Raw genomic sequence first — 26,922 nt, 5'->3', positions numbered from 1 at the left:
TAGTAAAATCATTTATCAGAAGTCATTATAACCTAATTTTATTTTTTTTACAATAGCCTTCCTGAGATTATATCATGGGACGAGTATGAGTTCACCAAGGGAAAGATGAGTTTCATTGCGCAAGATTTTAACAAGCTCAATATCATCACTGTTCTTGAGGGTAGAACACAAGCTGTCATTCGTAATCACTTTCTTAAGTATGATAGAGCCGTCCGATGTCGCGTCAAAATTATTACTATGGATATGTTTAGTCCTTACTATGACTTGGCTAAACAGCTTCGCTTTCGAATTTCTAGGCTCAGGCTGAAACATCTCCCAGACTGTTTCACTCCCTAATGCAAAAATTGTTCTTGATCGTTTTCACATTGTGCAACATCTAAGCCGTGCTATGAGTCGTGTCCGTGTCCAAATCATGAATCAATTGGATCGAAAGTCTCATGAATACAAGGCTATCAAGCTCTACTGGAAGCTCATCCAGCAAGATAGTCGTAAACTCAGCGATAAACGATTTTATCGCCCTACTTTTCGTATGCACTTGACCAATAAAAAAAATTCTAGATAGACTTTTGAGCTATTCAGAAGACTTGAAACACCACTATGATTTCTACCAGCTCTTGATTTTTCACTTTCAGAATAAGGAGCCTGACAGATTTTTCGGACTTATTGAAGACAATCTTAAGCAGGTTCATCCTCTTTTTCAGACTTTCTTTAAAACCTTCCTCAAAGATAAAGAGAAGATTGTCAACGCCCTTCAACTACACTATTCTAACGCCAAATTAGAAGCAACCAATAATCTCATCAAACTCATCAAACGCAACGCCTTTGGTTTCCGGAACTTTGAAAACTTCAAAAAAACGATTTTCATCGCTCTGAACATCAAAAAAGAAAGGACGAAATGTGTCCTTTCTAGATATTAGCTGACTTCAACCCACTACAGTTGACAAAGAGCCAAAAATCCCCTGGCAAGTACCAGAGGATAAGAGCTTATTTCATTGTTGGGAAGAGCAATACATCACGGATAGTAGTTGTATCAGTGAGAAGCATGCAGAGACGGTCGATACCGATTCCCAAACCACCTGTTGGTGGCATACCATATTCAAGAGCCTCGATGTAGTCATAGTCGATACCGGTCGCTTCATCGTCACCAAGTTCTTTTGCTTTTGCTTGGGCTTCAAAACGACTAAGCTGGTCGATTGGATCGTTGAGCTCAGTAAAGGCATTACCGTACTCCTTAGTCATGATGAAGAGCTCAAAACGGTCAGTAAAGCGTTGGTCTTCAGGGTTCTTCTTAGCCAGTGGAGATACAGCTACTGGATGTCCATAGACAAAGGTTGGTTGGATTAAAGTTTCTTCAACAAACTCTTCAAAGAAGGCATTGATGATGTGACCAACCTCAGTATAGTGTTTCTCAACTGGAACTTTCTTCTCAGCAGCGATGGCCTTAGCTTCTTCCAAAGTCATATCTTGCCAGAAATCTACACCAGTAATTTCTTTGATAGCATCCACCATGTGAACACGTTTAAATGGTTCGTTGATTTTGATTTCAGTTCCTTGGTAGTTGACTGGGCCGTCGCCCTTAACTGATTTAGCAGCATGTTGGATAATGCCTTCCGTCAAGTCCATGATATCTTGGAAGTCTGCGTATGCTTGGTAAACTTCGATAGAAGTGAACTCAGGGTTGTGAGTAGCATCCATTCCTTCGTTACGGAAGATACGGCCAATTTCATAGACGCGTTCCATACCACCCACGATAAGGCGTTTCAAGTGAAGCTCAGTCGCGATACGAAGCACCATGTCAATGTTTTGGGCATTGTGGTGGGTGATAAATGGACGGGCAGAAGCACCACCAGCTTCGTTGTGAAGAACAGGTGTTTCCACTTCAAGGAAACCTTTTTGGTCAAGGTAACGACGAATTTCAGAGATGATTTTTGAACGAGTGACAAAGCGTTCAAAGCTTTCACGGTTAGAAATCAAGTCAAGGTAACGTTTACGGTAAATTGTTTCAACGTCTGTCAAACCATGGAATTTCTCAGGAAGAGGACGAAGGGCCTTAGACAAGTGTGTGATGTGAGTAGCCTTGATAGAGAGTTCTCCCATATCCGTACGCATCACTTCACCTTCGACACCAAGGAAGTCACCAAGGTCTGCTTTTTTGAAGATTTCGTAGTTTTCTTCACCGACAGCATCCTTACGAACGTAGATCTGGATTTGACCTTCGCGGTCTTGAAGGTGGGCAAAACCTACTTTACCTTTACCACGTTTGGTTACCAAGCGTCCTGCGATAGTAGCTGTTTCGTTTTTATCGTGTAATTGTTCTTTATCGAGGTCAGCAAATTTATCTTTTAATTCTTGTGAATTTGCAGTGCGTTCAAAGCGTTTTCCGAAAGGATCGATTCCTTGTTCACGGAGCGCAGCCATTTTTTCACGGCGAACGATCTGCTGGTCATTTAGTTCTTCCATATGTTCTGTAGACATGGGATCCTCCTAGTTTTACTCAAAATTGAATACGATGAGTCATTTTTTGCGATACTCCCATTTTATCATAAATAAGCAAGAAATTCACGGATAATCTTTCAAAACTAAAAAGAACCTGACGCTAAGATCACTGAGCCAAATCACTGAAAAGACTGGGATAAGCAAGAAATTCCAACATCTCAGAAAAGGGATTTGACAATATTTATGGATTACACTTTAACCCTTGTAACTTTCATGACGTGTGCTACTTTTTATATGAGAGCAAGCCAAGCAAATCTAAAGCTGAAACAATTGACGTAAAAAAACATTAACAACTTGAATCTTGTCATTCATACACCTGATATGACAGAATAGTATAATTTTTAACCTTTTAGTCTTTTGATTTTTTTACACCTCTTGCCAATTTTCTTGGTCTTCCTTAAAGCGTTTTAGAAGGTCGAGTCCTTCTGGCGTGATATAGCCTTCTTCTTGGGATAGGTGGATGAGTTCACTGTAGTTAGAAAGCGTCACCAATTTCACACCAGCATCTGCAAAGTTCTTATCTGCTTTTGGCAATTGGTAACTAAAAATCGCTACAACTCCAAGTACATCTGCTCCTTCGCGTTTAGCTGCTACTACGGCTTCAAGAACAGAACCACCCGTTGAAATAAGGTCTTCAACCACTACCATTTTTTGACCTTGAGCTACGCGACCTTCGATTTGATTACCAGCTCCGTGGTCTTTTGGTTTGCTACGGATGTAGGCAAATGGCAGGTTCATCTTGTCAGCAATGATGGCTCCGTGAGGAATCCCTGCTGTTGCAGTTCCTGCAATCACCTCAACCTCAGGAAAGGCTTCTTTGATAGCTTCCACAAAACCATTTTCAATGAGAGTACGAGTCTCTGGATAGGCAAGTGTCACACGGTTGTCCGTATAAATCGGCGACTTGATACCAGAGGCCCAAGTGAAAGGCTCCTCTGGTTTGAGGTAAACGGCTTGGATTTTCAAGAGGTGGCTAGCGATATCTTTAGCAAGTGTCATGGTATTCTCCTTTTATTTTTCTAATCTAGTTCTTTAATTCCAGTCCTGTGTCCATTCATCCTTGATGGCATGATAAGCTGCAACAGGATCCTCAGCTTGGGTAATGGGACGTCCCACTACGATATAGTCACTGCCGATGTGATAGGCATCAGCAGGTGTCATAACGCGTTTTTGGTCTCCAACAGCAGCACCTGTAGGACGAATGCCCGGTGTCAGACAGATAAAATCTGGATTGGTAGCCTGCTTGATGATTTGCACTTCCTGAGCTGAGCAAACGACACCATCCAAACCCGCTTCAGCTGTCTTCTTGGCATAGTGAATCACAGACTCTTGCAGACTGGTTTGAATATTTTGAAACTCCTGCATCTGCTCTTCTGAGGTTGAGGTCAGCTGCGTTACAGCGATCAATTTGGCTTGACTCCCAAGACCTTCACGCGCCGCCTTCATCATCTCTACACCACCAGCCGCATGGACATTAGTCATATCGACACCAAGCTGAGACAAGACCTTCATGGCTGACTTGACTGTATTAGGAATGTCATGAAGCTTGAGATCTAAAAAGACACTATGACCCAAGCCTTTCAGGTAGGACACAATCCCAGGCCCCGTTGCGTAATAAAGCTCCATCCCTACCTTGAGATAAAGACTTTCCGCTTCTGGGAAAAGAGCTAAAAATTCCTTGACCGCCTCAAAACTAGGAAAATCAAGAGCAATGACTGGACGATGTTCTCGCATAGGTTTCTCCTTTTACCTTTGCTAGTGAGAGAGTCTGGCCAACAGAAGCCACGAAAAAAGGAACCTGCCAACAGCAAGGTTCCACGAAAAATGGGTAGTCTCCACCCTTTCACCGTCTAACCTTAGCTGCCTCTCTGGACTGCTTTAAAGGTTTTCTATTATTCTATTATTTCTACTAGTACTTGTCAAGTAAAAACAGCTAAATCCATGTTGACTGCTATTGAACACCTCACAAGACTCTTTCCAAAAGAATAGTTAAAGACTTTCACTTCGGACAGAGAAAAAGAGTTTGCTTGTTACCCTTTAATTGAACAAATGGGAATTCTGTTTTATTTTGCGGATGCCTATTCATCTTGGCAAAGGGGAAGTAATGAGAATGCGAATGGACTTCTTCGTGGGTATTTTCTTAAACCGATTTGGCAACAATTACCGAAAAAATCCTTAATGATGCTTTGCTAGCTTATTAATCACCGTCCCCAAAAATACTTGGATTACAAGACAGGTTTTGAAGCACTTTTTGAAGCACTTATAGAGGAGATTTAAAAATGTTGCATTTTTTATTGCAATTTATCAGTTATCTTATCACCCAAAACTTCTGCAATTAGTATGAGCACTATTGTTATTTTTCTTTTTTCGTACACTCAAATCAAAATATAGCAATAAGACTATTCTGTAGAATTGCTGTCAAAAAGATCAGTTCATTTTTTCCTTCCCACTTGTGTTTATAATCATTAAAATAACTCAATTAAGAAATTTTCTTTTTCCTAATAGTTAGCGTAATTAAAGTTAATAGAAGAACAATCCAAATAAGTAGTGTTAGATTAGGAATTAGAGTTTTATTCCATGAAAATTCCTCCCATTTTGTGAAAAACTTAGTAAACAGTCCCATAAAACTATAATCTGTTATCTTCGCAACTGTCTTATCCAAACCAGATAGCATCGGTAAGAAAGCAACTAAAATCATAGCAGGAAGACTGATAACCTGAGCTACTACTTGGCTCTTCGCGGTTAAACCTATCAATAAATAGAATAAAATGATGGATAAAGAGGTTAGAAGAACGATTGTAATATAATTAAAAGTATGTACAATTGTAACTCCTAAAATAAGAGGAGTAGTTCCCATAATCACAAAAGTTAGCAAAAAAGGAAGAAACATAGTTGATAAAATGTATTCGGAGCCTTTAACACCACTCAACAGAAGAGTTTGTAAATTGTACTTTTCTTTTTCTTCAGACAAGATAATAGTTATAGGACTTCCAACAGCCAAAGCCAAAGAAAAAGGTAAACACATCATCAAAAGAACTAATGCCTGTTGATCGTTGACCTTCCCCTGTGTTTCCATAAGATATTTATAAAAATATGTGAAAGCAAAAGGCACTAAAACTTGCAATAAAATACTCTTATTGGAAAGGATAATTTGACAACGCAACCATACCAAAGCCAGAAACCGTTTAAGCATTTAGCTTTCCTTCTGTTAATGTGATAAAAATATCTTCTAAAGTAGGCTCACATGAATGAATTGAAAAAATATTTTCCAGATCAGCCTGAGATACCTGTTCTAGTGATGTAAAATCAAAAGTTATCTGATTCCCATTATAATCTGTAAACTTAATCTTTTTATCTTTATTATATCTTTGAATGAGTTCAGAAGGAGCTCCTTGCTCAACTAATTTCCCTTTATTTAATAAGGCAACATAATCACATAAAAGAGTTGCTTCATTCATATCATGAGTCGTTAGAAAAATCGTTGTCCCTGCTGTTTTCAATTCTAAAATTAACTCATGAATTGTTCGAGAAGTTGTGGGATCTAGACCTGAGGTCGGTTCATCCAGAAAGAGTACAGCGGGGTTGTTGATAAGAGCTCGTGCTAAAAGCATTCGTTGCCTCATTCCAGTGGATAATTTTCCTGCTACCATCTTGCGACTATCATATAATCCTACTCGCTTTAACAAATTATCAACACGTGATTTACTAATATTATAAAATTTACTATAAAAAAGAAGATTGTTATACAGAGACATTTTCTCATAAAATCCACTTGTATCGCCAACCAATCCAATTCTCTTTAATTCACCGCTTGTTAAATTTTGAGATTTTTGTCCCAAAATAATAGATTGTCCTTTATCGGCATTGTCCTTTATCGGCAAGGAACTGCCCAGTCAGAATATTAATCGTTGTGGTCTTTCCAGAACCAGATGGTCCTAAAAATCCAAAAATCTAACCTTCTTTAACAGTGAAGCTTATATTATTTAAAGCTATTTTATCACCAAAACTTTTTGATAAATGGCTAACTTCAATCATACTCATTGCACCTCCTTTATATTCTACATTTTTACTTAACATCTATTTACTTATCTTTATCAAATAAACGTCTTAAAAAAAACAATAACATTAAGCATATAACCGTTAGCAAGATTGTTTCAATATTATTGATAATACGATACATTCTCAAGCAGTATAAAATAATTATATATATGCAAATACTCATTATACCTATTTTTTTAAACATACTAAGCCTCCTTGCTAAATAATAAAGTTATATAATAACTAAGACACACTATACCTAACATAATAAATATCCACTGCATTAAAAATATTATCATACCAATAAAAATATCCACTGCTAACTGAATAAATGTTCTAAAATTAACAAGCAAAAATAAAATCTCAAACGATGAAAAAAGCCATACTATATTTTCCAATGATGGCAAAAATAATACCCAAGAACAATACTATTAATTGTGTTTCTATAACAGTGAACTGCCCAATAGCAGATAAAAAAGCTACTCCTCCTGATAATAAGCAAAAACAAACTGAACGAATAAATGTTTTCGCTCTAATATTGTTATCTTTCACTTTATTATTTTTTTTACAAATTGGACATTCTCCGTTTTCCAGAACATATTTTTCTTGACTTAGAGCATGATTTCTCATATTATAAACGTAAGCGTTATCTATTAGGATTTCATTATAACATCCCAGAAATATTTTAATTATTAAATTAGTCATTATCCCTCCCAAAATAGCAGGCATCTCTGGTGTAGTTGGCCACTTTGTCTTATCAGATAAAGTGTACTTATTTATATCTTTGTTTATATTCCGACAACCAAAGCAAGAACCGATGGTAGGGATATATATATTATCAATAATAAGATAGCATCCATTAAACCCTCCTGATATGTAGGATATCTTATGCGATACAGCAAATTGATTGACAATTTTTATAATATCAATGGGCGTATCAATTGCTTTAACGATAAAATCTATACTCCCATATTCCGCAACAATGTTTTCTAATTCTTCTACTGAAGAAACTTTAATAGAAATAGGTACTACCTGAACATCTGAATTATACTTGTGTATTTTTTCAGAAAGAACATTAATTTTCTCCTTACCAACATCCGACTCTGTATAAAGAATTTGCCTATTTAAATTTGATGGTTCTATTATATCGTAATCAGCGACAATAAGTTTCCTCACTCCATACATACTTAGACTTAGAGATATATAACATCCTAAGGCTCCTGCTCCTAATACTAATACTGTTTTATTCTGTATTTTATTATACTCTTCATTATAAAATAACGAACAGTAACCTTTAGTTCTAGAATATCTCCTATCAATATCTATCTCATCCGAAACTAAAATTTGTTCATTTAATAGTTCAAATGTTAGTTTACTGCCTAATACTTCTTCTATCTTTAATAGTTCCTTACAACTATTAAATAGATCGTTGATAAATTCTTGCGAAATTTGAGGTTCTATAGCTATTTCCCGCATACTCCGACCACGCAAATACATTATACCTTCTTTTTTATAAGCAAAAACATAACTATTTACGTAGAACATATTTCGTCCTTCCTCTCATATAATATAGAAAGCAGTATAGAAACAACCACCCCTCCTATACTACGAACAATAATATTAGGTGTCAAAAACTGTAATAGTTGACTCAAAGGGAAATAAATAATAACAAATGCTATTAAAAGTTGAACTATATATTGAAAATTCAAGTTATTATTGTTAGAATTCAAGTATCTTAAAATAATACCACTATCATACTGAAAAAAAAGGAATTGAATTAATAAAAATCATACCTAAGTTAATGATAAAAAATAAGAGTCCAAGCAATTTATACGATGTGAACAATAAAACAAGTAAACCTGTAAGTGATAAAATCGAATTTGAAGCAATTCCTGCTAACATAATTTTCAAAAATTGTTTTTTATTTTTTAAGAATTGCACCCCACTTAAATCTACAAAAAAAGCCAAATTAAACAAAAGTAGCATTATTCCACAATTTGGGATCTCAATTTGATAATTATTAGCAATTATTGCATGACTAAATTCATGTATCGTTGCAGATATAATAACAACAAGCAACCAAAATAAAAGAATGTTTAGCGTTATTGGAAAGTTTTGGAAATTAGTCAAAATATCCGCCCTATAAATATACATAATAAAACATTGCAAAATAAGAGCCAATGGGAAAATACCAAATAGGATTTTTTCAAAATTCTTATTAAATCTTTTATAGTTTAATTTTTCAGATAATGTTATATTAAAGTCCAATGTTATATTAAAGTCCCAAGATATTTTAAAAATATTTATCTTTTTTCGTGATTTCATAGAATCTATAAGTCCCATTTTACTAAGAACAATATAAAATCTTAAATAATATTTCTTCCCTACTAACACTAATAAGTCCGATATGGTAAATTCTTGACCTATTAGTTGCTCTAACCATTTTTTTCCTGTTTCCCAACTAATACATGTTTCTTACTGGATGGTATATATAGATGATACTGTCCCTCAGTCCGCAATCAATAAAATAATAACTAATTCTATTAATCTCTTGCTGCAAGACTAATACGGAAAATTCAAATGACTGTCTAAAATGAAATTGAAAAAGCTTAATGTTAGTAAATGAACAAACTTCAACAACCAGTAAGAGCAAGGATTGCTAAACCAAATCCGATACCTATTGCAAGTCCAGCTGAAAAATCACTAACTGGTACTGAAATTTTTTCAATTTCCTCAAATAAAAAGTTATCTTGCATGATTATCACTCCCTATCTTTTTAACAATAGGCTACTCCAATTAAGAGAACTACCCCAGTTCCAAGTAAAACTCCCCCAAAATTCACCATCTGTAGAGGCTACGATTTCTTCAATTTCTTCAAATAAGAATACTTCATCTGACATATGTGTTACCTTCTTCATAAAAAATTATTTTGCAATCGATTACACTGCATAATGTAACATAAAGAAAAACAGATGTCAAATATTAAACGTAAAAACTAGTCACTAAAGTACTATGAGAAAAAAGTAAAACCTAGCGACGCGATGAGCGCTGGGTCGTTTGGTTTCGATTGCTCTCTTCCTCTTGTTTTTTCTGTTCTTCTTCTAAACGTTTACGTTCTTCTTCCTGCCTTTTCTCAGCTTCTTCGGCCTCTTTTTTGGCTTTTTCTTCTGCTTCCATAATCAATTTATCCGCTACAGTGTAGCTGTAGATTCCAGCTTCCATATCGACCACACTTGGTTCTGACAATTGAGGCTTAATCTTACTGTAATAAGGCAGTTTCTTACTCATTTCAGATAGAGGAACCAAGACTTCGTCCGAATCATTCATGGTCAATCGAATTAAATCGGAAGTGACCTTGCTGGGAGCTAGTTCCACCTTTTGGATAGCCGCCTTGAGTTCTGGGCTAATTTGAGAAAGTTCTGAGACAAAAGCCTTGATTTTTTCACTATCATTAAAGAGAACTGATATATAAGTTTCTGGTAGACTGACCAAACTCACAGCACTGGTCTCAAGCTGACCACTGGAAAGAATAGGATAATGGTTTTCACCAGAAATATAGTAGGCCACAATATCATATTCCTTGACCTTGATAGTGAACTTGGTTGGAAATTGATAAACAAGTTGAGCTGATTCAACCCAATAGTTAGACTTAATCTGCTTTTCATATTTTTCCTTGTCTAGCAGAAGGTTAATCGTATAATCCGAATCCTGAATACCTGAAGCCTGTCGAATATCATCAGACGTAGTGTGCACCGTTCCCTCGACACGAATATCCTTCATGGTCGCATAAGGACTGAGTAAGTAGGCGGAGACAATCAATAAAAGCAGACATGGAAATAAAATCGTTAAGGCTCGTAAGATATGGATTCCTGGAATTTTCGGTTTGACCGGTTTTTCCTTTACAGGCTTTTTATCTGCCTTTTTATCCTCTTTCTTTGGCTCTTTGGACTTTGATTCTTCTTTGGATACTTCTTTTTTGACGTATTCTGACTCTTCTACTTTTTCTTCGGTATCATCCTTAGCTGATTTTGGGTCTTTTGAATCAGATTCACTCTCTTGGTCCTCGGTTGCATCTGAATCTTCAGATTTTGAAGCCATTCGAGCTTGTCTTTCCTTTTCTTTCTCCTCAGCTAGGGCTGCCTCTTCCTCAGCCTTCTTTTTTAGATATTCTTGGTTTCGTTTCTGCCATTCTGATAACTCTTTCAATTCTTCGAGGATTTCTTTGCCCTCATTTTTCTTATCTTTTGACATTTACTTTCCTTATGATAAATCTTTTTTCAACAATTGATAAAAATCTGCTAGAGATTTCAATTCCTTAGAAGCCTTCATGTTAGCCTGGTAGTCTTCCTTGTGACTTAGTAAGTGAGCAAGCTTCTCTTCCAAACTATCCAAGGTCAAATCGCTTTCTTGAAGCTCTTCTGCATAGCCTTTTTTTACAAAGTAAGCTGCATTTTCAATCTGGTCGCCACGACTAGCTTCACGACCAAGTGGCACAATAACATGCAATTTTGCCATGGCCAAGAGCTCAAAAATCGTATTGGCACCACCTCGTGTCACAACAATATCAGCCAATTCCATCAAGGGTTGATAGAGATTGGTCACATAGTCAACACGAAAAAGATTTTGGCTCAACTCATTCAGGCTAGAATCTCCAGTTAAATTGATAATATTGTAGCGCTCTGTCAGTTCTTTCTTATGGTCTGTCACCAATTGGTTAAAGACACGAGCGCCTGCAGAACCACCGACAAACAATACAGTTGGCAATTTAGGATTAAAGTGGGTTTGAATATCCACCAATTCATCTGGTTCTGGAGTGTTTTTGTCCGAAACCTTGGTCACTGCTCCCACATGCTCGACCTTAGCTAAACTTGAAGCCTGTTCAAAAGTTGAATACATTTTCGTCGCAAATTTATAGGCGATTTTATTGGCCAAGCCCATAGACAGGTCAGATTCGTGAATAAAGACAGGCACTCCTGACACACGTGCTGCAATAACAGGCGGTACTGAGACAAAGCCTCCCTTTGAAAAAAGGGCCTGTGGACGAAGTCGTAACATGATAAAGAGCGATTGGACAATTCCCCAACCAACTTTGAAGACGTCCAGCATATTTTGCCAAGAGAAATAGCGACGCAATTTTCCAGTCGTAATGGAATGGAAGGTGACATCCAAACCTGACTTGAGGATTTCTTGGTGTTCGATACCACGTTTATCTCCGATATAGTGAACTTCCCATCCATCTTCGATGAACTTGGGCATTAACAAAAGATTGAGAGTCACGTGTCCAACCGTCCCCCCACCTGTAAAGACAATTTTTTTCATATTATTCCTTTAACTCCGCTACTGTGTCGATAAAGAGGTCGCCACGTACTTCAAAGTTAGCATACATATCCCAGCTGGCATTGGCAGGACTGAGAAGAACCACGTCTCCTTGAGTCGCAAACTCGTAAGCCTTGCGGGTCGCATCTGCAATATCAGTCGCATCCACATAAGCCACACCAGCCTTATCCGCTGCCCGTTTGACACGTTCAGCAGACTGACCAAGGATGACCATCTTCTTGAGTCCAGTAATGTCTGGAACCAATTCGTCAAACTCATTACCACGGTCCAAACCACCTGCAATCAAAATGACCTTGCTATTGTCAAATCCTGACAAGGCTTTTTGAGTTGCCAAGATATTGGTTGACTTGCTATCATTATAGAATTTGACACCCTTGATGTCATCCACAAATTGGAGACGGTGTTTGACACCACCAAAGGCTGAAAGAGTTTCCTTGATGGTTTGATTGTCCACATCACGAAGCTTGGCTACAGCAATCGTCGCAAGGGCGTTTTCTACATTGTGGCTACCTGGAACCCCGATTTCACTCGCTGCCATGACTACTTCACCACGGAAGTAGAGTTGACCATCTTCCAGATAAGCTCCATCAACCTTTTCCTGTGTTGAGAATGGAACAACAGTAGCCTGTGTTTTGGTAGCCAACTCTTTTGCCAAGTCTTGGTTAAAGTTCAAGACAAGGAAATCAGCTGCTGTCATCTTGTTCTGGATATTCCACTTGGCTGCTACATATTCCTCAAATGACCCATGATAGTCGATATGAGTTGGCATGAGGTTGGTAATAACCGCAATCTCAGTATGGAATTCTTGAACGCCCATGAGTTGGAAAGAAGAAAGTTCCATGACAAGCGTGTCCTTATCTGTCGCAGTTTGAGCCACTTGACTGGCTGGATAGCCGATATTTCCTGATAAAAGACTATGTTGCCCAGCAGCAGTCAAAACTTCCCCAATCATGGTCGTTGTGGTTGTTTTTCCATTTGAACCTGTGATACCGATAATGGGCGCTTCTGAAATCAAGTAAGCCAATTCCACCTCAGTCAAGACTGGAATTCCCTTTGCCAAAGCCTTTTCAATCATGGGATTACTGTATGGGATGCCTGGATTTTTCACCATGAGGGCAAACTCTTCATCCAAAAGTTCCAAAGGATGACCACCTGTGATAACCTTGATCCCTTCTTCCAGCAAACTTTGGGCAGCTGGATTGTCCTCGAAAGGCTTCCCATCATTTACCGTTACAATAGCACCTAGCTTGTCCAACAAACGAGCTGCAGATTCACCAGACTTGGCTAAACCTAAAACAAGGACTTTCTTATTTTTAAATTGATCTATTACTTTCATGTCTCGAACTCCATTTCTACTCCTACTATTTTACCATTTTTATGGAAATAAAAAAGCCACAAAGTGTGTTTGTGACTCTTTCTTCTAACTGATACTCTTCGAAAATCTCTTCAAACCACGTCAGCTTCGCCTTGCCGTACTCAAGTACAGCCTGCGGCTAGCTTCCTAGTTTGCTTTTTGATTTTCATTGAGTATGAATCTTACCATATCATCTATGTGATAAATCGGTAACTCGAATGACTTGGTCCACTTGCTCCCAAATCAGAGGATTGTGGGTCGCAATAATAATGGTCCGATTCGGATTTTTTAAAGATTCTAGGATAGAAAGTAATTCCTCAGAGTTTTTGGGGTCTAGTGAAGCAGTTGGTTCATCTGCGAGAATCAAAGGTGGATCCTTTAAAATTATCTTCGCTAATGCAACACGTTGTGCTTCTCCTCCTGATAATTCAAAGATAGGTTGCTTTAAATCCAAATAAGAGAGGTTTACACGGTTTAGAGCTTGTTTCATCAAAGAGATTTTCTCTTTTTCCTTCAACTTTTTACCAACTAAACCCAGATTGAGATTCTCTTTGACGGTTTGGCTTTCAATTAAGCCAAAATCTTGAAATAGGTATCCTAAGTAATCTCTAAAGAAAACAGAAGGCCTGATGTCCTTAAGAGAGGTGCCATCATAGATAATTTGCCCTTTGTCATACGGCTCTAATCGTCCAATCATATTCAAGAGTGTTGTCTTACCACAGCCACTTGTACCGATTAAGGCATAAATTTTCCCACCTTCAAAATGAAGATTGGTATCTGAAAATAGCTGACGGCTTCCAAATTTTTTAGATATATTCTTTAGTTCAATCATCCTATTTTCCTTTCATAATTGTCATAGAAACACGAGATTCTTTCTGCGCTTGACGGTAAAGCGTCAAAACTGCACTAGCTAGAAAGACGAATAAAGTGAGCAAGCCAATCACCAAGTCTCGACTGCTTAAAATAAAGAGACTAGCACCAAATACAAAACTGGCAAATTGACTAACCATATACTGAGCATGTGTTTCAAAAAATCGTAAACCTGAAATTCGTTTAATCAGAATATCTCGGCGGAATTGCTCGAAATATAGAAGATTGACAGAATAAAAGAGTAACAAGGAACTAGCTATTCCAACAATAGCTCCTAGGATTAAAGTTGCTGTTTCAGTTTGAACTTCATTATAACGAGTTAGATAAACACTTCTTCCTTCTTTAAGATAAGATACTTGCTCATAAATTCCAGCTTTCTTCAAGAGTTCTAGCCCACTCTCATATCCTTTGATAAAAAGTTGTTTTCCAGCATTGATAGACCAAACATATTTTGAAATGAAACTATCACCTGTAGATGTTGGAGTAAATACAACTAAAATCGGATCGGTTAAGTACTGAATGGATACTGGGCTTTCACCGTTATTATAAACAAATCGCTTTTCTCCAGTTGGAAGATAGCTAATAATCGCTCTCATTTCATACTCTAAAGGAGCACTTGCCTCCTCACTTGATTGCCCGTAATAGTTCAAACTTTCTTCAAAAGCTTTCTTAAGTTCTGCTTCCTGTGAACGAAGAGATTCTGGTAATAAGAGTCCAAATTCTCCTTTTTGAAGATGGACTAACTTCTGTTTGGTCTCAGCATCTACCACGACCTTTTCCTTGTCCAAATAACTTGGGCTGACATAGAGCGTATTAGCATCTGGACTATAGGTATCCAGTGTCTCTCGCTGTTCATTTTTTCCTTGAGGATTTGCAAAATGAATGAGATTATCTTTTACAAATAGAGCCTGTTCTTCTTCGATTGCTTCCTTGGCAAAGGCATACCACTTGCTCTGATTTTCTGTATCTTTTCCTCTATCACCTAAGCCAAAAGAAATTTGATAATAGTCTGCTCTGTCTTGCCATGCTTGTTTTGAAATTTCAAGTTCTTTCAATCGTTGGTAAGACGTCAAGCCTGTCTTAACAGCGTAGCCCACTGTAAAAACAGCAACCAACTGACACAATAGAGTTAAAATCATCAGGCGTTTAAGGGGTAATCTCCCCTTAATAACGGGAACTAATGCTTTGTAATTCAAACTCATTAGATAAAGGAGCATTAGTAAAATTGAAATCGCCAATAAAAACAACAGATAGAAACTAATCCCAAAACCATAGGTGGCTAACAAGATAGGATAAAACAAACCTTGACTAAAAAGAAGGACTCCCCCACCTAGGAAGGAAAGGAGGGCTGATAGAAGGAGCCACTTGATATCAGTCGATAAAGAATGCCCCATGATGGATAAGAGAGTCTGACCAGAAAAGAGTTTTATACCTGCAGCTCTCATTTCCTTAATCCGAGTGATAATCACTAAAGCAAAGAAAGATAAGCCAAATATTGCTAAACTAATTAAAATAAGGGGATTTAGTAATATTCGAAAAGCAAGAGAATAGGGCGGTATCTTTCGGTCAGCAATTGCTTTATAACCCAAATCTCCTAATTTATCGGCAAGCTTTTCTTTCGTCAAGGAGCCTGACAAAAGGAGATAACTATTTAGCGGATCACTACGTTCACGACTTTCTTGGCTAGCTTCTTGGAATTCTTTTGGTAAAGTTCCCTGACCATAAGTTGCATAAGTAAAGTGAGTCGTCCCATCCTTACTCGGCTCTACAATTCTTCTAGCTATTAAACTCTGTTCTGAGTTTGCAAAATTCTCCAATTCCTGTTCAAATACCTCACGCGTCGGTTCCTGAGTATCTTTTTTGACACGAAGTAAAGAAACGGAATCATAGCTTGCATATAAATATTGTGGCGCACGTAAGACAATAATCCAAGCAAGGAAGAAGCTGAGAAAAAAAGTTGATAGTAATATGAATAGTTTCTTCATAGTAGACTCCTTGTAAACAAAATTCCCCTTGTAATTTCTTACAAGGGGAATTATCTAAGAAAACTAAATATTAGTCATAGTCATAGTAAAATGCTACTTGTTCCCCAAATTTAGTCCAAATCCAAGCCTCTGAAGTTTTCCCTGCAGGTGCTGATCCTTTATCTGAATGACTATCCCATTTACTTACAAGAGAAGAATAATGATATTTTTTACCATGATAGTAATTTGAAAAAGCCCAACCACCTCCTGAACCTTCTCCATACGTCCATACTCCTCCATCTGGATATTGTACAGCAGCTGATGCAGCTTCCAATAATGTAAAACTTGAAATAAGAGCTAGAGCAAGTAATCTATGTTTTTTCGTTTTCATTTTATTTTTCCTTTCAAAAAAGCACACCCTGAGCAACAATGCAACAAAATAAATCCTATTCTCTCTTTTTTGAAACCGATTTCTTATATAATAAGAATAGCATTTTTATTATTTGTTGTCAAGGAAAAAATCGAATTTTTTAGATATTTTACTATATCACCTATATGAATAATGTTTTTATGTTACCTATATGAATAATATTATATAGTAGTTTTATTTCAAAATAATATGCAACCAGTACTAACCAAATATAAAATAGATGTCATTGACAAATTTTATTCAAGTTTTTCCCATTCATATTATCCAAGCAAAAGAGATGATGTTATAGTAAAAAAACAATTCAAACTATTGTAAAATTCCTACCAAAAAAGAGAGCCAAAACTCTCTTTTTTATCTTCTTTTACTTTTTTTGACTGGCATGAGTGTGATGTCTCTCACACTAAAGTAAGCTAGGATTAACATGGCTATTGCTAGGAACATTTCTGTTGGTAATTGAAAAATTTTCAGAAAAGATAGAGCCAACAAAACCAAAAGTGCCACTAAAATACATACCATAGCGACGATATTGACTGTCCCTTTAATACTTTCTGGTGTCGCAAATACATAGAGTAGGAGCAGTAAAATCCCTAGGACTAAATAGACCATCTTTCTCTCTTTCTAGCTCTTATTCAGCTGATTTTTTCTTCTTGTTAGCTTTCTCACGCTCTGCCTTGTTAAGGATTTGTTTACGCAAACGGATAGACTCAGGCGTTACTTCCATGTACTCATCGTCGTTCAAGAACTCAAGAGACTCTTCAAGTGTCAAGATACGAGGAGTCTTGATAACAGCTGTTTGGTCCTTAGTAGCTGAACGAACGTTGGTCATTTGCTTCGCCTTAGTGATGTTAACTGTCAAGTCGTTTTCACGAGAGTTTTCACCGATGATCATTCCTTCGTAAACTTCAGTACCTGGGTTGACAAAGATAGTACCGCGTTCTTCGATAGACATGATAGAGTAAGTTGTAGCCTTACCAGCATCGATAGAAACAAGGGCACCACGGTGACGACCACCAATTTCACCTGGAATCAATGGCAAGTATTGGTCAAAGGTATGGTTCATGATACCGTAACCACGAGTCATTGACAAGAACTCAGTTGAGTATCCAATCAAACCACGCGCTGGAACAAGGAAGACCAAACGAGTTTGACCATTACCAGTTGAAATCATATCCAACATTTCACCCTTACGTTCAGAAAGGCTTTGGATAACAGATCCTTGGTATTCTTCTGGAGTGTCGATTTGTACACGCTCAAATGGCTCACATTTAACACCGTCGATTTCTTTTACGATAACTTCTGGACGAGATACTTGAAGTTCATATCCCTCACGACGCATTGTTTCGATAAGGATTGACAAGTGCAATTCTCCACGTCCTGAAACAGTCCATTTATCTGGTGAATCAGTTGGGTCAACACGAAGGGAAACGTCTGTTTGCAATTCTGCCTGCAAGCGTTCTTCCACCTTACGAGAAGTTACCCATTTACCTTCTTTACCAGCAAATGGTGAGTTGTTGACCAAGAAAGTCATTTGAAGAGTTGGCTCATCGATGTGTAGAATTGGAAGAGCTTCAACTGCGTCTGTAGGAGTAATGGTTTCACCGACAAAGATGTCTTCCATACCTGAAACGGCAATCAAGTCACCTGCTTTTGCTTCTTGGATTTCACGACGTTCCAAACCAAAGAAACCGAAGAGTTTTGTAACACGGAAGTTTTTAGTTGTGCCGTCAAGTTTAGAAAGGGTAACTTGGTCCCCAACCTTAACTGTACCACGGAAGACACGACCGATACCGATACGTCCAACGAAGTCATTGTAGTCCAAAAGTGACACTTGGAACTGCAAAGGCTCATCTGAGTTATCTACTGGAGCTGGGATATGGTCGATAATCGTGTCAAAGATTGGTGCCATAGTCGCTTCTTGGTCAGCTGGATCATCTGACAATGAAGAAGTTCCGTTGATCGCTGAAGCATAGACCACTGGGAAGTCAAGCTGGTCGTCATCTGCACCAAGCTCGATGAACAGTTCCAAGACTTCGTCCACTACTTCTGCTGGACGAGCTGATGGTTTATCGATTTTATTGACAACCACGATTGGGACAAGGTCTTGTTCCAAAGCTTTTTTCAATACGAAACGAGTTTGTGGCATGGTTCCTTCGTAGGCATCTACGACCAAGACAACACCGTCAACCATTTTCATGATACGCTCAACTTCTCCACCGAAGTCCGCGTGTCCTGGTGTGTCCATGATGTTGATACGAGTTCCGTTGTAAGCAACAGCCGTATTTTTAGCAAGGATGGTAATTCCACGCTCTTTTTCGATATCGTTTGAGTCCATAGCACGCTCAGCCAATTCAGTACGTGCATCAAGCGTTTCTGATTGTTTCAATAATTCGTCAACGAGGGTTGTTTTACCGTGGTCAACGTGGGCGATAATCGCAATGTTACGGATATCTTCTCTTAATTTTGTCATGATTTCCTCTAATATTCAAAATTTATTTTCTAACTGAACGATTATACCATAATTTCAAGTAAATAACATAACTCAAGCAAGTGTAAATGTTTTCACTCCGCTTTTCTTTTCACGTCAAGCCTTTTCAAAGCAAGCGACTTATGATAAGATAGGCACAGTATGCGTTTAGATAATTTATTAGCCCAAGAAAAAGTTAGCCGAAAGGCCATGAAGCAAGCACTCCTCAAAGGGGAAATTCTCGTCGATGGTTGCCCAGCCCACTCCCTAGCCCAAAATATCGATACAGGACTACAAGAACTCCTTTTTCAGGACCAAATCATTCAAGGCTATGAGCACACCTATCTTATGCTTCATAAGCCTGCTGGTGTCGTTACAGCCAACAAAGACAAGAAACTTCCAATCGTCATGGACCTCCTTCCGCCTGACATCCAGTCTGACAAGCTCTATGCCGTCGGCCGACTGGACCGAGATACGACAGGACTCCTTCTCTTGACCGATAACGGTCCCTTGGGCTTCCAACTCCTCCATCCCCAATATCATGTCGATAAGACTTATCAAGTTGAGGTTAATGGACTTCTAACACCTGACCATATCCAAGCCTTTCAAAAAGGAATTGTCTTTTTAGATGGTACTATCTGTAAACCTGCAAGCCTAGAGATTCTATCAGCAAGTCCTTCCCTCAGTCGAGCCTCCATCACCATTTCAGAAGGAAAATTTCATCAAATCAAGAAAATGTTTCTCTCGGTTGGTGTTAAGGTGACTAGCCTCAAGAGAATCCAATTTGGGGACTTTACATTGAACCCAGATTTAGCAGAAGGTAACTACCTCCCTTTGAACCAAAAAGAGTTACAAATCATTAAAAACTATTTAGAGATGAGTCGATAAAATAAAAAAAGCTTTAAATTTAAAGCTTTTTTGTTTTTTGCTTATCTAAAAACTACTGCGATTGTTAGAATCCAGTTAAGAACAGAAACTACAAGTCCTACGATGTTGAGAATTTTTTCTGTTTTATAGTCCAGTCCAGATTCTTTTTGGTATGAAAAAGCCAAAACCAATCCTATGATCCCCAAAATCAGACTCACTATTGGAGAAAGCAAACCAAGGACGATAGATAAGATACCTAAAATAAGTGAAGGTTTTTTCTTTTCTTGTGAATTCATATTATAAAATCTCCTTAAAATTAATATAAATGATGATACCATAAAATGCTAGCTTTATCTATCATTCGACAGATTTTTACAGAATGTTAGCTAGTCTTCACTTTCCCTTTCCAAGAATCCAAACCATAAGAAAGGATATAAATCTCAGAAAAACCTTGTTTTTTCAAGTAAAGGGCTGCATTTGTGACACGTTGCGCACGTTGGTTTTCGTAAAGAAGGACAGGTTTGTCTTTACGAAGGGCTGCAAGACTAGTTTTCAACTGACTTGAAGGAATATTGCGGGCTCCAAGGATATGTTTTCTGTGGAATTCTGCTGGGTCGCGCAAATCAATCAATTGACCCGTACGAATCAAGGCTTCAAACTCCTCATTGTCCACAATTTTAGCTGCACGGCGAATACGAAGATAGTTAAAGCCCATCCATGCCAACATTGCCAGTATAAGTGCCCACAAAATCCAAGTAACCATTAGTTCTTTTCTCCATTTTTCTCAATATAATCCAATTCTAGCTTGTGCTCTCTGCGAAGAACCGCTTCCGCTTCCAGATAATCCAGTTTGTCCATCAACCCTGCATCGTAAATCCGAGAGAGTTCCAACTTCATCAGTTCAATATCATATAAGCGTTTTCCCATGTAAACAATAATGCCAAATCGTTTAAGGAATTGCTGCACATCATAGAATGTTTTCATAAGACTCATTCTAGCAAAATTTTGTGTTTTTTTCAAGAATAGACTCACACAATCCCCCTGATTTCCCTATCATCTTTGGCGATTCTGACGCAAGTGTGGTACAATAAAAACATGAGAATTCAACAATTACACTATATTATCAAAATCGTCGAAACTGGCTCCATGAATGAAGCAGCCAAGCAACTCTTTATCACTCAACCAAGTCTTTCCAATGCCGTAAGAGATTTGGAAAATGAAATGGGCATTGAAATCTTTATCCGCAATCCCAAGGGCATCACCTTGACCCGTGATGGGATGGAGTTCCTCTCTTATGCCCGTCAAGTTGTCGAGCAGACCCAGCTTCTGGAGGAACGCTATAAAAATCCTGTCGCCCACCGCGAACTCTTTAGCGTTTCATCTCAACACTATGCCTTTGTGGTCAATGCCTTTGTCTCTTTGCTCAAGAAAAGCGATATGGAGAAATACGAGCTCTTCCTTCGTGAAACTCGTACTTGGGAAATTATCGACGACGTCAAGAACTTCCGTAGTGAGGTCGGGGTCCTCTTTTTGAACAGCTACAACCGTGATGTTTTAACAAAAATGCTGGATGACAATCACCTTCTGGCTCACCATCTTTTTACCGCGCAACCGCATATCTTTGTCAGCAAGACCAATCCTCTGGCAAAGAAAGACAAGGTCAAACTGTCTGATTTGGAGAATTTCCCTTATCTGAGCTATGACCAAGGGACGCACAATTCCTTCTACTTCTCAGAAGAAATTCTTTCCCAAGAGCACCACAAGAAATCCATCGTGGTTAGTGACCGTGCCACCCTCTTTAATCTCTTGATTGGTCTGGACGGATACACGATCGCAACAGGGATTTTGAACAGCAACCTCAACGGAGACAATATCGTTTCTATCCCACTGGATATTGATGACCCTATCGAGCTGGTCTATATCCAGCATGAAAAAACCAGCCTATCTAAGATGGGCGAACGCTTTATCGACTATCTCCTAGAAGAAGTCCAGTTTGATAGTTGAGAAATGATAAGAACCAATATGTAGGCTAGCAACAACCTGCATATTGGTTCTTTTTACTTATAATTAAAAGTTTCCCCTGCCAGCTTATCAGCTAGCTTAGGAAAGAGAGTATAAAACTTATGGGCTAGGTTCAACAAAACTGGGAGATTGAGTTCCCGTTTGTTTTTCCCTATAATCTTGACAATCTTTTTAGCCACTGCATCTGGTTCTAGCAGGAAGCGTTCAACCGACTTGAGATAGGTGCCATCTGGGTCGGCTTGGTCAAAAAATCCTGTGCGGATTGGTCCTGGATTGACTGTCGTCACATAGACTCCATAGGGCATGAGTTCGAGGCGCAGAGCATTTGAAAAACCAATAGCCGCAAACTTGGTCGCTGAGTAGAGACTGGACTTGCCAGTAGCAATCAAACCTGCCATGCTAACAATATTGATGATATGGCCTTTTCGACTCTCTTTCATACGAGCCGCAAGGCGTCGAGATAGATTCATCAGGGCAAAGGTATTGACCTCAAACATCTGGTGAATGTCTTTATCAGAAATCTGGTCAAATTCCTCAAAAATCCCGTAACCAGCGTTGTTTATCAAGACATCAATCTTGCCATAACGGAGATAGAGGTCTGCTACCAGAGTTTCTAAGGCTGAATCATCGGTAATATCGATTTCAATCAATTCTGCATGGGGATGGTTTCCGTAGAGTTGGGCTAATTTTTCCTTATTTCTACCAAGCAAGATGAGCTGGTCTTCTGGTAAAAGTTTGACCATTTCTTGAGCTAGACCACCACTAGCGCCAGTAATGAGAATAGTACGCATACTTATCCTTTCTCAATCTTTTAGATTTCCACTTCTTCCAAGTCTTTGACCACATGGACATTTTCAAAAATGCTGGCAGCGTCTTTCTTGAGCTGACTAATATCTTTTGAAAGGAAACGAGCACTGATATGGTTGAGTAGGAGGCGTTTGGCACCTGCTTCTACTGCGACCTCCGCTGCCTGCATGTTGGTTGAGTGACCATGATTGCGGGCAATTTTTTCATCACCCTTGCCATAAGTCGACTCGTGGACTAAGACATCGGCATTGACAGCCAGACGCACACTGGCATCCGTTTTTCTAGTGTCTCCTAAAATAGTGATAATTTTACCTGGACGGGGAGCTGAGATATAGTCAGCTGCCTTGATTTCAGTTCCGTCTTCCAAAACAACGTCCTGACCGTTTTTGATTTTCCCAAAAAGTGGGCCAAATGGGACACCTGCCGCCTTGAGTTTTTCAGCATCTAGCGTTCCTTCCAAGTCCTTTTGAATGACACGATAGCCAACACAGAATATAGTATGATCCAACTCCTCTGCATACACCGTGAATTTATCGGTCTCAAGGATTTTACCTAGAGAATCTTGGTCAAACTCATGAAAATGAATACGGTAAGGCAGGCGAGAACCTGACACACGAAGGCTGGTTAAGACAAATGACTTGATCCCTTGCGGCCCATAGATTTCCAAATCTGTCTGCTCTTCATTAGCTTGAAAAGCACGGCTAGAAAGGAATCCTGGCAAGCCAAAAATGTGGTCTCCATGCAGGTGAGTAATAAAGATTTTGCTGACCTTACGTGGTCGAATTGTGGTTTCCAGAATACGATTTTGCGTTCCTTCTCCACAGTCAAATAGCCAAACTTCGTTAATCTCGTCCAAGAGTTTCAGGGCGAGACTTGAAACGTTGCGGGCTTTAGAGGGCTGACCAGCCCCCGTTCCTAAAAATTGAATATCCATTCGATACTTTCTAATTAATCAATATATAACATGGCTGTGCGGTTTTCCGATCGGAAATAGCGCTTGCCAGAAAAAACAGCAGCTTCTTGCAGTAAATCCTCTTGGCTGTAGCCTTTGAGACGTTTGCGACCATCAGCCAAGTTTTCCAAATCCGTCAAAGCTGTGAGACTCTCTACACTAACAACTTCCTCATCTCCGACAGCCTTCATGTAAATCTTGCCAGACTCCTCAAAGACTAGCTGATGGGGGAAAATTTGCGCAATCTCAAAGAGTAAGTCATCCGAGATTTTCTCCTCATTTTCAGAGAAAATCCGACCAAGATCCTCACTCTCATAACAAAAACCAAAGGATTTACCAGACAGATTAAGTCGAATAAAAGGCTTATTTTCTAGGGTGAAACTTGGCTCAGTATTGTAAAGATTCAGTTCCTGACTGAGTTCCGCAAAATAATCCGTCGCAGCCTCAGGACTCTTTTTCTGGTAGAGTTCTGCAAAGTAAGCATTGACCACGCTAGGTGGAGGAGTGATCAGTGCCAACTGCTCTTGATTTGTTTTACCAGCTAGAAGTTGATCTAGATAGACCTTGTCCAGACTAGTATAGCCCCCATATTTTAGAGCTAATGTTTTGATATCAGTCATAAAATTCTTCTAACCTCCATTTATTTTTCTCGGAAATGTAGCCTCTAATCACTTCGCCATCATCTTGATAATCGCGTTCTTCCAGAATCGCAACACTTTCTAAATCATGAATCTTGTAGGATTTTGAAAAAGGCACGCGCAGGGTAAAAGATTCAAAAATATCCTTGATTTTCTCTAAAAACAAAGCCTGCAAATTTTCACGACTATCCTCAGACTTGGCAGAAATGAGGGCATAAGGCGTTTGAGTCGGCGTGAAATCCTCCACCAAATCCGCTTTATTATAAAGAGTCAGGCGAGGAATATCCTCCATATCCAAGTCTTTCATGATAGACAAGACTGTTTTTTCATGCTCTTCGTGGTAAGGATTGCTGGCATCGATAACATGAACCAGAAGGTCCACATGCTTGCTTTCTTCCAAGGTCGACTTAAAACTGGACACCAACTCTGTCGGCAAATCTTGGATAAAGCCCACGGTATCTGTCAAAGTTACTTGAAGATTGCCCCCTAGATGAATACTCTTAGTCGTCGCATCCAGAGTCGCAAAGAGCTCGTCAGCCTCATACTGAGTCTTACTGGTCAAGGTGTTCATGATAGTTGACTTCCCAGCATTGGTATAACCAATCAAACCAATCTTAACGGTGCTGGACTCCAGACGTTTTTCTCTGACAGTCGCCCGATTTTTCTCAACCACCTTGAGCTGGCGCTCTATATCCGTGATTTGATTGCGAACGCTACGACGGTTCAACTCCAGCTGGCTTTCACCAGGTCCACGGGAACCAATTCCCCCTGCCTGACGGCTGAGCATAATCCCCTGACCAACCAGACGAGGCAAGAGATACTTGAGCTGGGCTAGGTGGACTTGGAGCTTCCCTTCATGGCTTCGAGCCCGCATGGCAAAGATATCCAAAATCAACTGCATACGGTCAATGACCTTAACACCGAGAACTTCTTCTAGATTGACATTTTGTCGTGGGGTCAGACGGTTGTTGACAATGACAGTGGTGATTTCTTCTGCATCCACCATAAGTGCAATCTCTTCCAACTTACCAGAGCCGACGAAGGTCTTGGAATCATACTTTTCACGTTTTTGTCTGTAGCTATCGACTACGACTGCCCCAGCCGTTTTCGCTAAACTGGCCAATTCTTCCATGGAGAGGTCAAAATTGTCCATGCCCTGCAATTCCACACCAATCAGCAGAACTCGCTCCTCTTTTTTCTCCGTTTCAATCATCTAAAAACTCCTCTATCTGGTTTAAAATGCGGTCTTGCACACCAGCTTCTCCAATCTGATAAAAGGTCACCTGCATGCGATTACGGAACCAGGTTAACTGACGCTTGGCAAAACGACGGGTCGCCTGTTTGAGACTCTCACTGGCTTCCTCCAAGGTCTGCTCTCCACGGAAATATGGAAAGAGTTCCTTATAGCCAATTCCTTTAGCCGCCTGCACATTAGGGTAATGGTCAAAAAGCCACTTGGCCTCATCCCAAAGCCCAGCCTCAAACATCAAATCCACTCGGTGGTTGATGCGCTCATAAAGTTTACTACGTTCATCATCCAAGCAGATAATCAGCGGTTCATATAGACTCTCTTGATTTTCCAAATCCTGACCAAAATGAGCAATTTCCAAGGCACGCATCGCACGACGACGATTAAACTGGGGAATCTCAAGACCTGCTTGCGCCACCAGATGAGCTAATTCCTCATCTGAATAGGGCTCCAAACTAGCCCGATAGGCCAAAATCTCCTCATGGGGAGTCTCCCCACCCAGGTGATAACCTTCTAGCAAGCTCTGGATATAAAGCCCAGTCCCACCGGCTATAATGGCTAGCTTGCCACGGCTGTGAATATCCTCAATAGCCATCTTAGCTTCTGAAACAAAATCAAAAGCCGAGTAAGACTCGGTTACCTCTCTAACATCGATTAAATGATGGGGAACAGCTGACTGCTCTTCTGGACTAGCCTTAGCCGTCCCAATATCAAGTTCTCGATAGACTTGCTGGCTATCTCCACTAACCACTTCGCCATTAAAACGCTTGGCCACTTCAATGGCAAGGGCTGTTTTTCCAACAGCAGTCGGTCCAACAATCACAATTATTTTTGTTTTCATCTTTTTTCCTTGAAAAATTCCCATTTTTTCGTTACTATTATTATAACACAAAAAGGTCAGTCAGAAAAATGTGACCTCTTGAGGGGGCTGGCTGATTAAGAAGATAAAGGAGGAAGACTCATGGCTAAAGGATTCGCTAAAGGTCTTGTAACAGGTGTCGCAGGAACTGTTGCTGCCGTTGCAGGTGCAGTATACGCATTTAAAAAGAAAGTAATCGAACCAGAAGAGCAAAAAGCAGCTTTCATCGAAGAAAACCGTAAAAAAGCAGCTCGCCGTCGCGTATCACGTTAAGAAACAAAAGAAGTTGGGATTCATTGTCTCAACTTCTTTTTCTATTCTTTTATACTCAATGAAAATCAAAGAGCAAACTAGGAAGCTAGCCGCAGGTTGCTCAAAGCACTGCTTTGAGGTTGTGGATAGAACTGACGAAGTCAGCTCAAAACATGGTTTTGAGGTTGTAGATGAAGCGACGCTGACGTAGTTTGAAGAGATTTTCTAAGAGTATTAAACGGCTAGGTCAAACTTCAACTGCGGCTTAACAGGGTCATAATCTACCAACTCAAAATTCTCTGCTTTAATATCAAAGAAATTGG

Annotated in this window: 27 protein-coding genes and 4 pseudogenes; 5 read left to right on the top strand and 26 right to left on the bottom strand. The window is 39.2% G+C overall.

Annotated features, from left to right (window positions below; all coding sequences use genetic code 11):
* Nucleotides 1-36: 36 nt before the first annotated feature.
* A pseudogene (locus HT691_RS09315) lies at nt 37-917 on the top strand (ISL3 family transposase); the annotation flags it as partial.
* Between the two features lie 67 nt (nt 918-984).
* Here the strand turns inward: HT691_RS09315 and lysS are convergent.
* From lysS to pyrF, 3 genes are all read right to left on the bottom strand, one after another.
* On the bottom strand, nt 985-2,475 hold the full coding sequence (lysS, locus tag HT691_RS09310; RefSeq protein ID WP_050207953.1) for a lysine--tRNA ligase: 1,491 nt from the start codon (nt 2,473-2,475) through the stop codon (nt 985-987).
* A gap of 387 nt (nt 2,476-2,862) precedes the next feature.
* Complete coding sequence (gene pyrE, locus HT691_RS09305; RefSeq protein WP_138706158.1) at nt 2,863-3,495, bottom strand: orotate phosphoribosyltransferase; 633 nt, start codon at nt 3,493-3,495, stop codon at nt 2,863-2,865.
* A 33-nt stretch (nt 3,496-3,528) separates the two neighbouring features.
* The gene (pyrF, locus tag HT691_RS09300; RefSeq protein WP_023932993.1) at nt 3,529-4,230 is read right to left on the bottom strand and encodes an orotidine-5'-phosphate decarboxylase; all 702 of its coding nucleotides are present in this window, start codon (nt 4,228-4,230) and stop codon (nt 3,529-3,531) included.
* 318 nt (nt 4,231-4,548) lie between these two features.
* Here pyrF and HT691_RS11690 point away from each other — a divergent pair.
* A pseudogene (locus tag HT691_RS11690) lies at nt 4,549-4,773 on the top strand (IS30 family transposase); the annotation flags it as partial.
* A gap of 202 nt (nt 4,774-4,975) precedes the next feature.
* Here HT691_RS11690 and HT691_RS09290 read toward each other — a convergent pair.
* From HT691_RS09290 to typA, 14 genes and pseudogenes are all read right to left on the bottom strand, one after another.
* Nucleotides 4,976-5,689, bottom strand: coding sequence for an ABC transporter permease (locus HT691_RS09290; protein WP_023932991.1), 714 nt, complete (start codon nt 5,687-5,689; stop codon nt 4,976-4,978).
* Nucleotides 5,682-6,537: pseudogene (locus tag HT691_RS09285) on the bottom strand (ABC transporter ATP-binding protein). Before HT691_RS09285 ends, HT691_RS09290 begins: the two are co-directional and overlap by 8 nt.
* A gap of 360 nt (nt 6,538-6,897) precedes the next feature.
* On the bottom strand, nt 6,898-8,079 hold the full coding sequence (locus HT691_RS09275) for a ThiF family adenylyltransferase (RefSeq protein ID WP_226372018.1): 1,182 nt from the start codon (nt 8,077-8,079) through the stop codon (nt 6,898-6,900).
* Nucleotides 8,080-8,286: 207 nt separating this feature from the next.
* Nucleotides 8,287-8,859: a peptidase M50 gene (locus HT691_RS09265; RefSeq protein ID WP_226372019.1), complete on the bottom strand. Its 573-nt coding sequence runs from the start codon at nt 8,857-8,859 to the stop codon at nt 8,287-8,289.
* A 308-nt stretch (nt 8,860-9,167) separates the two neighbouring features.
* The gene (locus HT691_RS11560; RefSeq protein ID WP_023932987.1) at nt 9,168-9,290 is read right to left on the bottom strand and encodes a hypothetical protein; all 123 of its coding nucleotides are present in this window, start codon (nt 9,288-9,290) and stop codon (nt 9,168-9,170) included.
* 12 nt (nt 9,291-9,302) lie between these two features.
* Nucleotides 9,303-9,434: a hypothetical protein gene (locus HT691_RS11555; protein ID WP_007284949.1), complete on the bottom strand. Its 132-nt coding sequence runs from the start codon at nt 9,432-9,434 to the stop codon at nt 9,303-9,305.
* A 130-nt stretch (nt 9,435-9,564) separates the two neighbouring features.
* Nucleotides 9,565-10,785, bottom strand: a complete 1,221-nt coding sequence (locus HT691_RS09260) for a cell division protein FtsQ/DivIB (RefSeq protein WP_023936384.1) — start codon at nt 10,783-10,785, stop codon at nt 9,565-9,567.
* A gap of 9 nt (nt 10,786-10,794) precedes the next feature.
* A complete protein-coding gene (locus HT691_RS09255) occupies nt 10,795-11,853 on the bottom strand; it encodes a UDP-N-acetylglucosamine--N-acetylmuramyl-(pentapeptide) pyrophosphoryl-undecaprenol N-acetylglucosamine transferase (RefSeq protein ID WP_000724842.1) in 1,059 nt (352 codons plus the stop codon).
* 1 nt (nt 11,854) lies between these two features.
* Nucleotides 11,855-13,207 carry a UDP-N-acetylmuramoyl-L-alanine--D-glutamate ligase gene (gene murD, locus HT691_RS09250; RefSeq protein WP_050259781.1) on the bottom strand — a complete coding sequence of 451 codons (1,353 nt, stop codon included), beginning with the start codon at nt 13,205-13,207 and terminating at the stop codon, nt 11,855-11,857.
* Between the two features lie 208 nt (nt 13,208-13,415).
* Complete coding sequence (locus tag HT691_RS09245) at nt 13,416-14,057, bottom strand: ABC transporter ATP-binding protein (protein ID WP_000571290.1); 642 nt, start codon at nt 14,055-14,057, stop codon at nt 13,416-13,418.
* A 1-nt stretch (nt 14,058) separates the two neighbouring features.
* On the bottom strand, nt 14,059-16,080 hold the full coding sequence (locus tag HT691_RS09240) for a bacteriocin-associated integral membrane family protein (protein ID WP_172923292.1): 2,022 nt from the start codon (nt 16,078-16,080) through the stop codon (nt 14,059-14,061).
* A 70-nt stretch (nt 16,081-16,150) separates the two neighbouring features.
* Nucleotides 16,151-16,450, bottom strand: coding sequence for a lactococcin 972 family bacteriocin (locus tag HT691_RS09235; RefSeq protein ID WP_054393023.1), 300 nt, complete (start codon nt 16,448-16,450; stop codon nt 16,151-16,153).
* Between the two features lie 390 nt (nt 16,451-16,840).
* Nucleotides 16,841-17,095 (bottom strand): DUF3165 family protein, encoded by a 255-nt coding sequence (locus HT691_RS09230; RefSeq protein WP_023932983.1) that lies wholly within the window; start codon nt 17,093-17,095, stop codon nt 16,841-16,843.
* Between the two features lie 19 nt (nt 17,096-17,114).
* Nucleotides 17,115-18,956, bottom strand: a complete 1,842-nt coding sequence (typA, locus tag HT691_RS09225; protein ID WP_000164111.1) for a translational GTPase TypA — start codon at nt 18,954-18,956, stop codon at nt 17,115-17,117.
* Between the two features lie 159 nt (nt 18,957-19,115).
* Here typA and HT691_RS09220 point away from each other — a divergent pair, with 159 nt between their 5' ends.
* Complete coding sequence (locus HT691_RS09220; protein WP_172923291.1) at nt 19,116-19,841, top strand: pseudouridine synthase; 726 nt, start codon at nt 19,116-19,118, stop codon at nt 19,839-19,841.
* Between the two features lie 41 nt (nt 19,842-19,882).
* Here the strand turns inward: HT691_RS09220 and HT691_RS09215 are convergent, their stop codons facing one another.
* The 3 genes from HT691_RS09215 to HT691_RS09205 form a co-directional block, all read right to left on the bottom strand.
* Entirely contained in the window at nt 19,883-20,116 is a 234-nt protein-coding gene (locus HT691_RS09215) for a hypothetical protein (RefSeq protein ID WP_001088017.1), read from the bottom strand.
* Between the two features lie 86 nt (nt 20,117-20,202).
* A complete protein-coding gene (locus HT691_RS09210) occupies nt 20,203-20,583 on the bottom strand; it encodes a rhodanese-like domain-containing protein (protein ID WP_000259256.1) in 381 nt (126 codons plus the stop codon).
* Nucleotides 20,583-20,852, bottom strand: a complete 270-nt coding sequence (locus HT691_RS09205; RefSeq protein WP_171039330.1) for a YqgQ family protein — start codon at nt 20,850-20,852, stop codon at nt 20,583-20,585. The genes HT691_RS09210 and HT691_RS09205 overlap by 1 nt, the downstream gene beginning before the upstream one ends.
* Nucleotides 20,853-20,915: 63 nt before the next feature.
* Between HT691_RS09205 and HT691_RS09200 the strand changes: the two genes are divergently transcribed.
* Entirely contained in the window at nt 20,916-21,824 is a 909-nt protein-coding gene (locus HT691_RS09200; RefSeq protein ID WP_001222592.1) for a LysR family transcriptional regulator, read from the top strand.
* 53 nt (nt 21,825-21,877) lie between these two features.
* Here the strand turns inward: HT691_RS09200 and HT691_RS09195 are convergent, their stop codons facing one another.
* Genes HT691_RS09195 through miaA form a run of 5 tightly spaced genes read right to left on the bottom strand, consistent with a single transcriptional unit; the run spans nt 21,878 to nt 26,329 of the window.
* Nucleotides 21,878-22,633, bottom strand: coding sequence for an SDR family oxidoreductase (locus HT691_RS09195; protein ID WP_172923290.1), 756 nt, complete (start codon nt 22,631-22,633; stop codon nt 21,878-21,880).
* 20 nt (nt 22,634-22,653) lie between these two features.
* Complete coding sequence (rnz, locus tag HT691_RS09190; RefSeq protein WP_172923289.1) at nt 22,654-23,583, bottom strand: ribonuclease Z; 930 nt, start codon at nt 23,581-23,583, stop codon at nt 22,654-22,656.
* Nucleotides 23,584-23,597: 14 nt separating this feature from the next.
* Complete coding sequence (locus HT691_RS09185) at nt 23,598-24,221, bottom strand: cystathionine beta-lyase (protein ID WP_172923288.1); 624 nt, start codon at nt 24,219-24,221, stop codon at nt 23,598-23,600.
* Nucleotides 24,214-25,452 carry a GTPase HflX gene (gene hflX / locus HT691_RS09180; protein ID WP_172923287.1) on the bottom strand — a complete coding sequence of 413 codons (1,239 nt, stop codon included), beginning with the start codon at nt 25,450-25,452 and terminating at the stop codon, nt 24,214-24,216. Before hflX ends, HT691_RS09185 begins: the two co-directional genes overlap by 8 nt.
* Nucleotides 25,445-26,329, bottom strand: coding sequence for a tRNA (adenosine(37)-N6)-dimethylallyltransferase MiaA (gene miaA / locus HT691_RS09175; RefSeq protein WP_084573331.1), 885 nt, complete (start codon nt 26,327-26,329; stop codon nt 25,445-25,447). The genes hflX and miaA overlap by 8 nt, the downstream gene beginning before the upstream one ends.
* 120 nt (nt 26,330-26,449) lie before the next feature.
* Between miaA and HT691_RS09170 the strand changes: the two genes are divergently transcribed.
* Nucleotides 26,450-26,620, top strand: a complete 171-nt coding sequence (locus HT691_RS09170) for a DUF3042 family protein (RefSeq protein ID WP_001051780.1) — start codon at nt 26,450-26,452, stop codon at nt 26,618-26,620.
* A gap of 213 nt (nt 26,621-26,833) precedes the next feature.
* On the opposite strand, the pseudogene HT691_RS09160 reads toward HT691_RS09170, so the two are convergent.
* A pseudogene (locus HT691_RS09160) lies at nt 26,834-26,922 on the bottom strand (thymidylate synthase); the annotation flags it as partial.

The sequence above is a fragment of the Streptococcus sp. 477 genome, assembly GCF_013277295.1.
GTDB classification, from domain to species: domain Bacteria; phylum Bacillota; class Bacilli; order Lactobacillales; family Streptococcaceae; genus Streptococcus; species Streptococcus pseudopneumoniae.
This window is presented reverse-complemented; position numbering and strand designations above follow the sequence as displayed.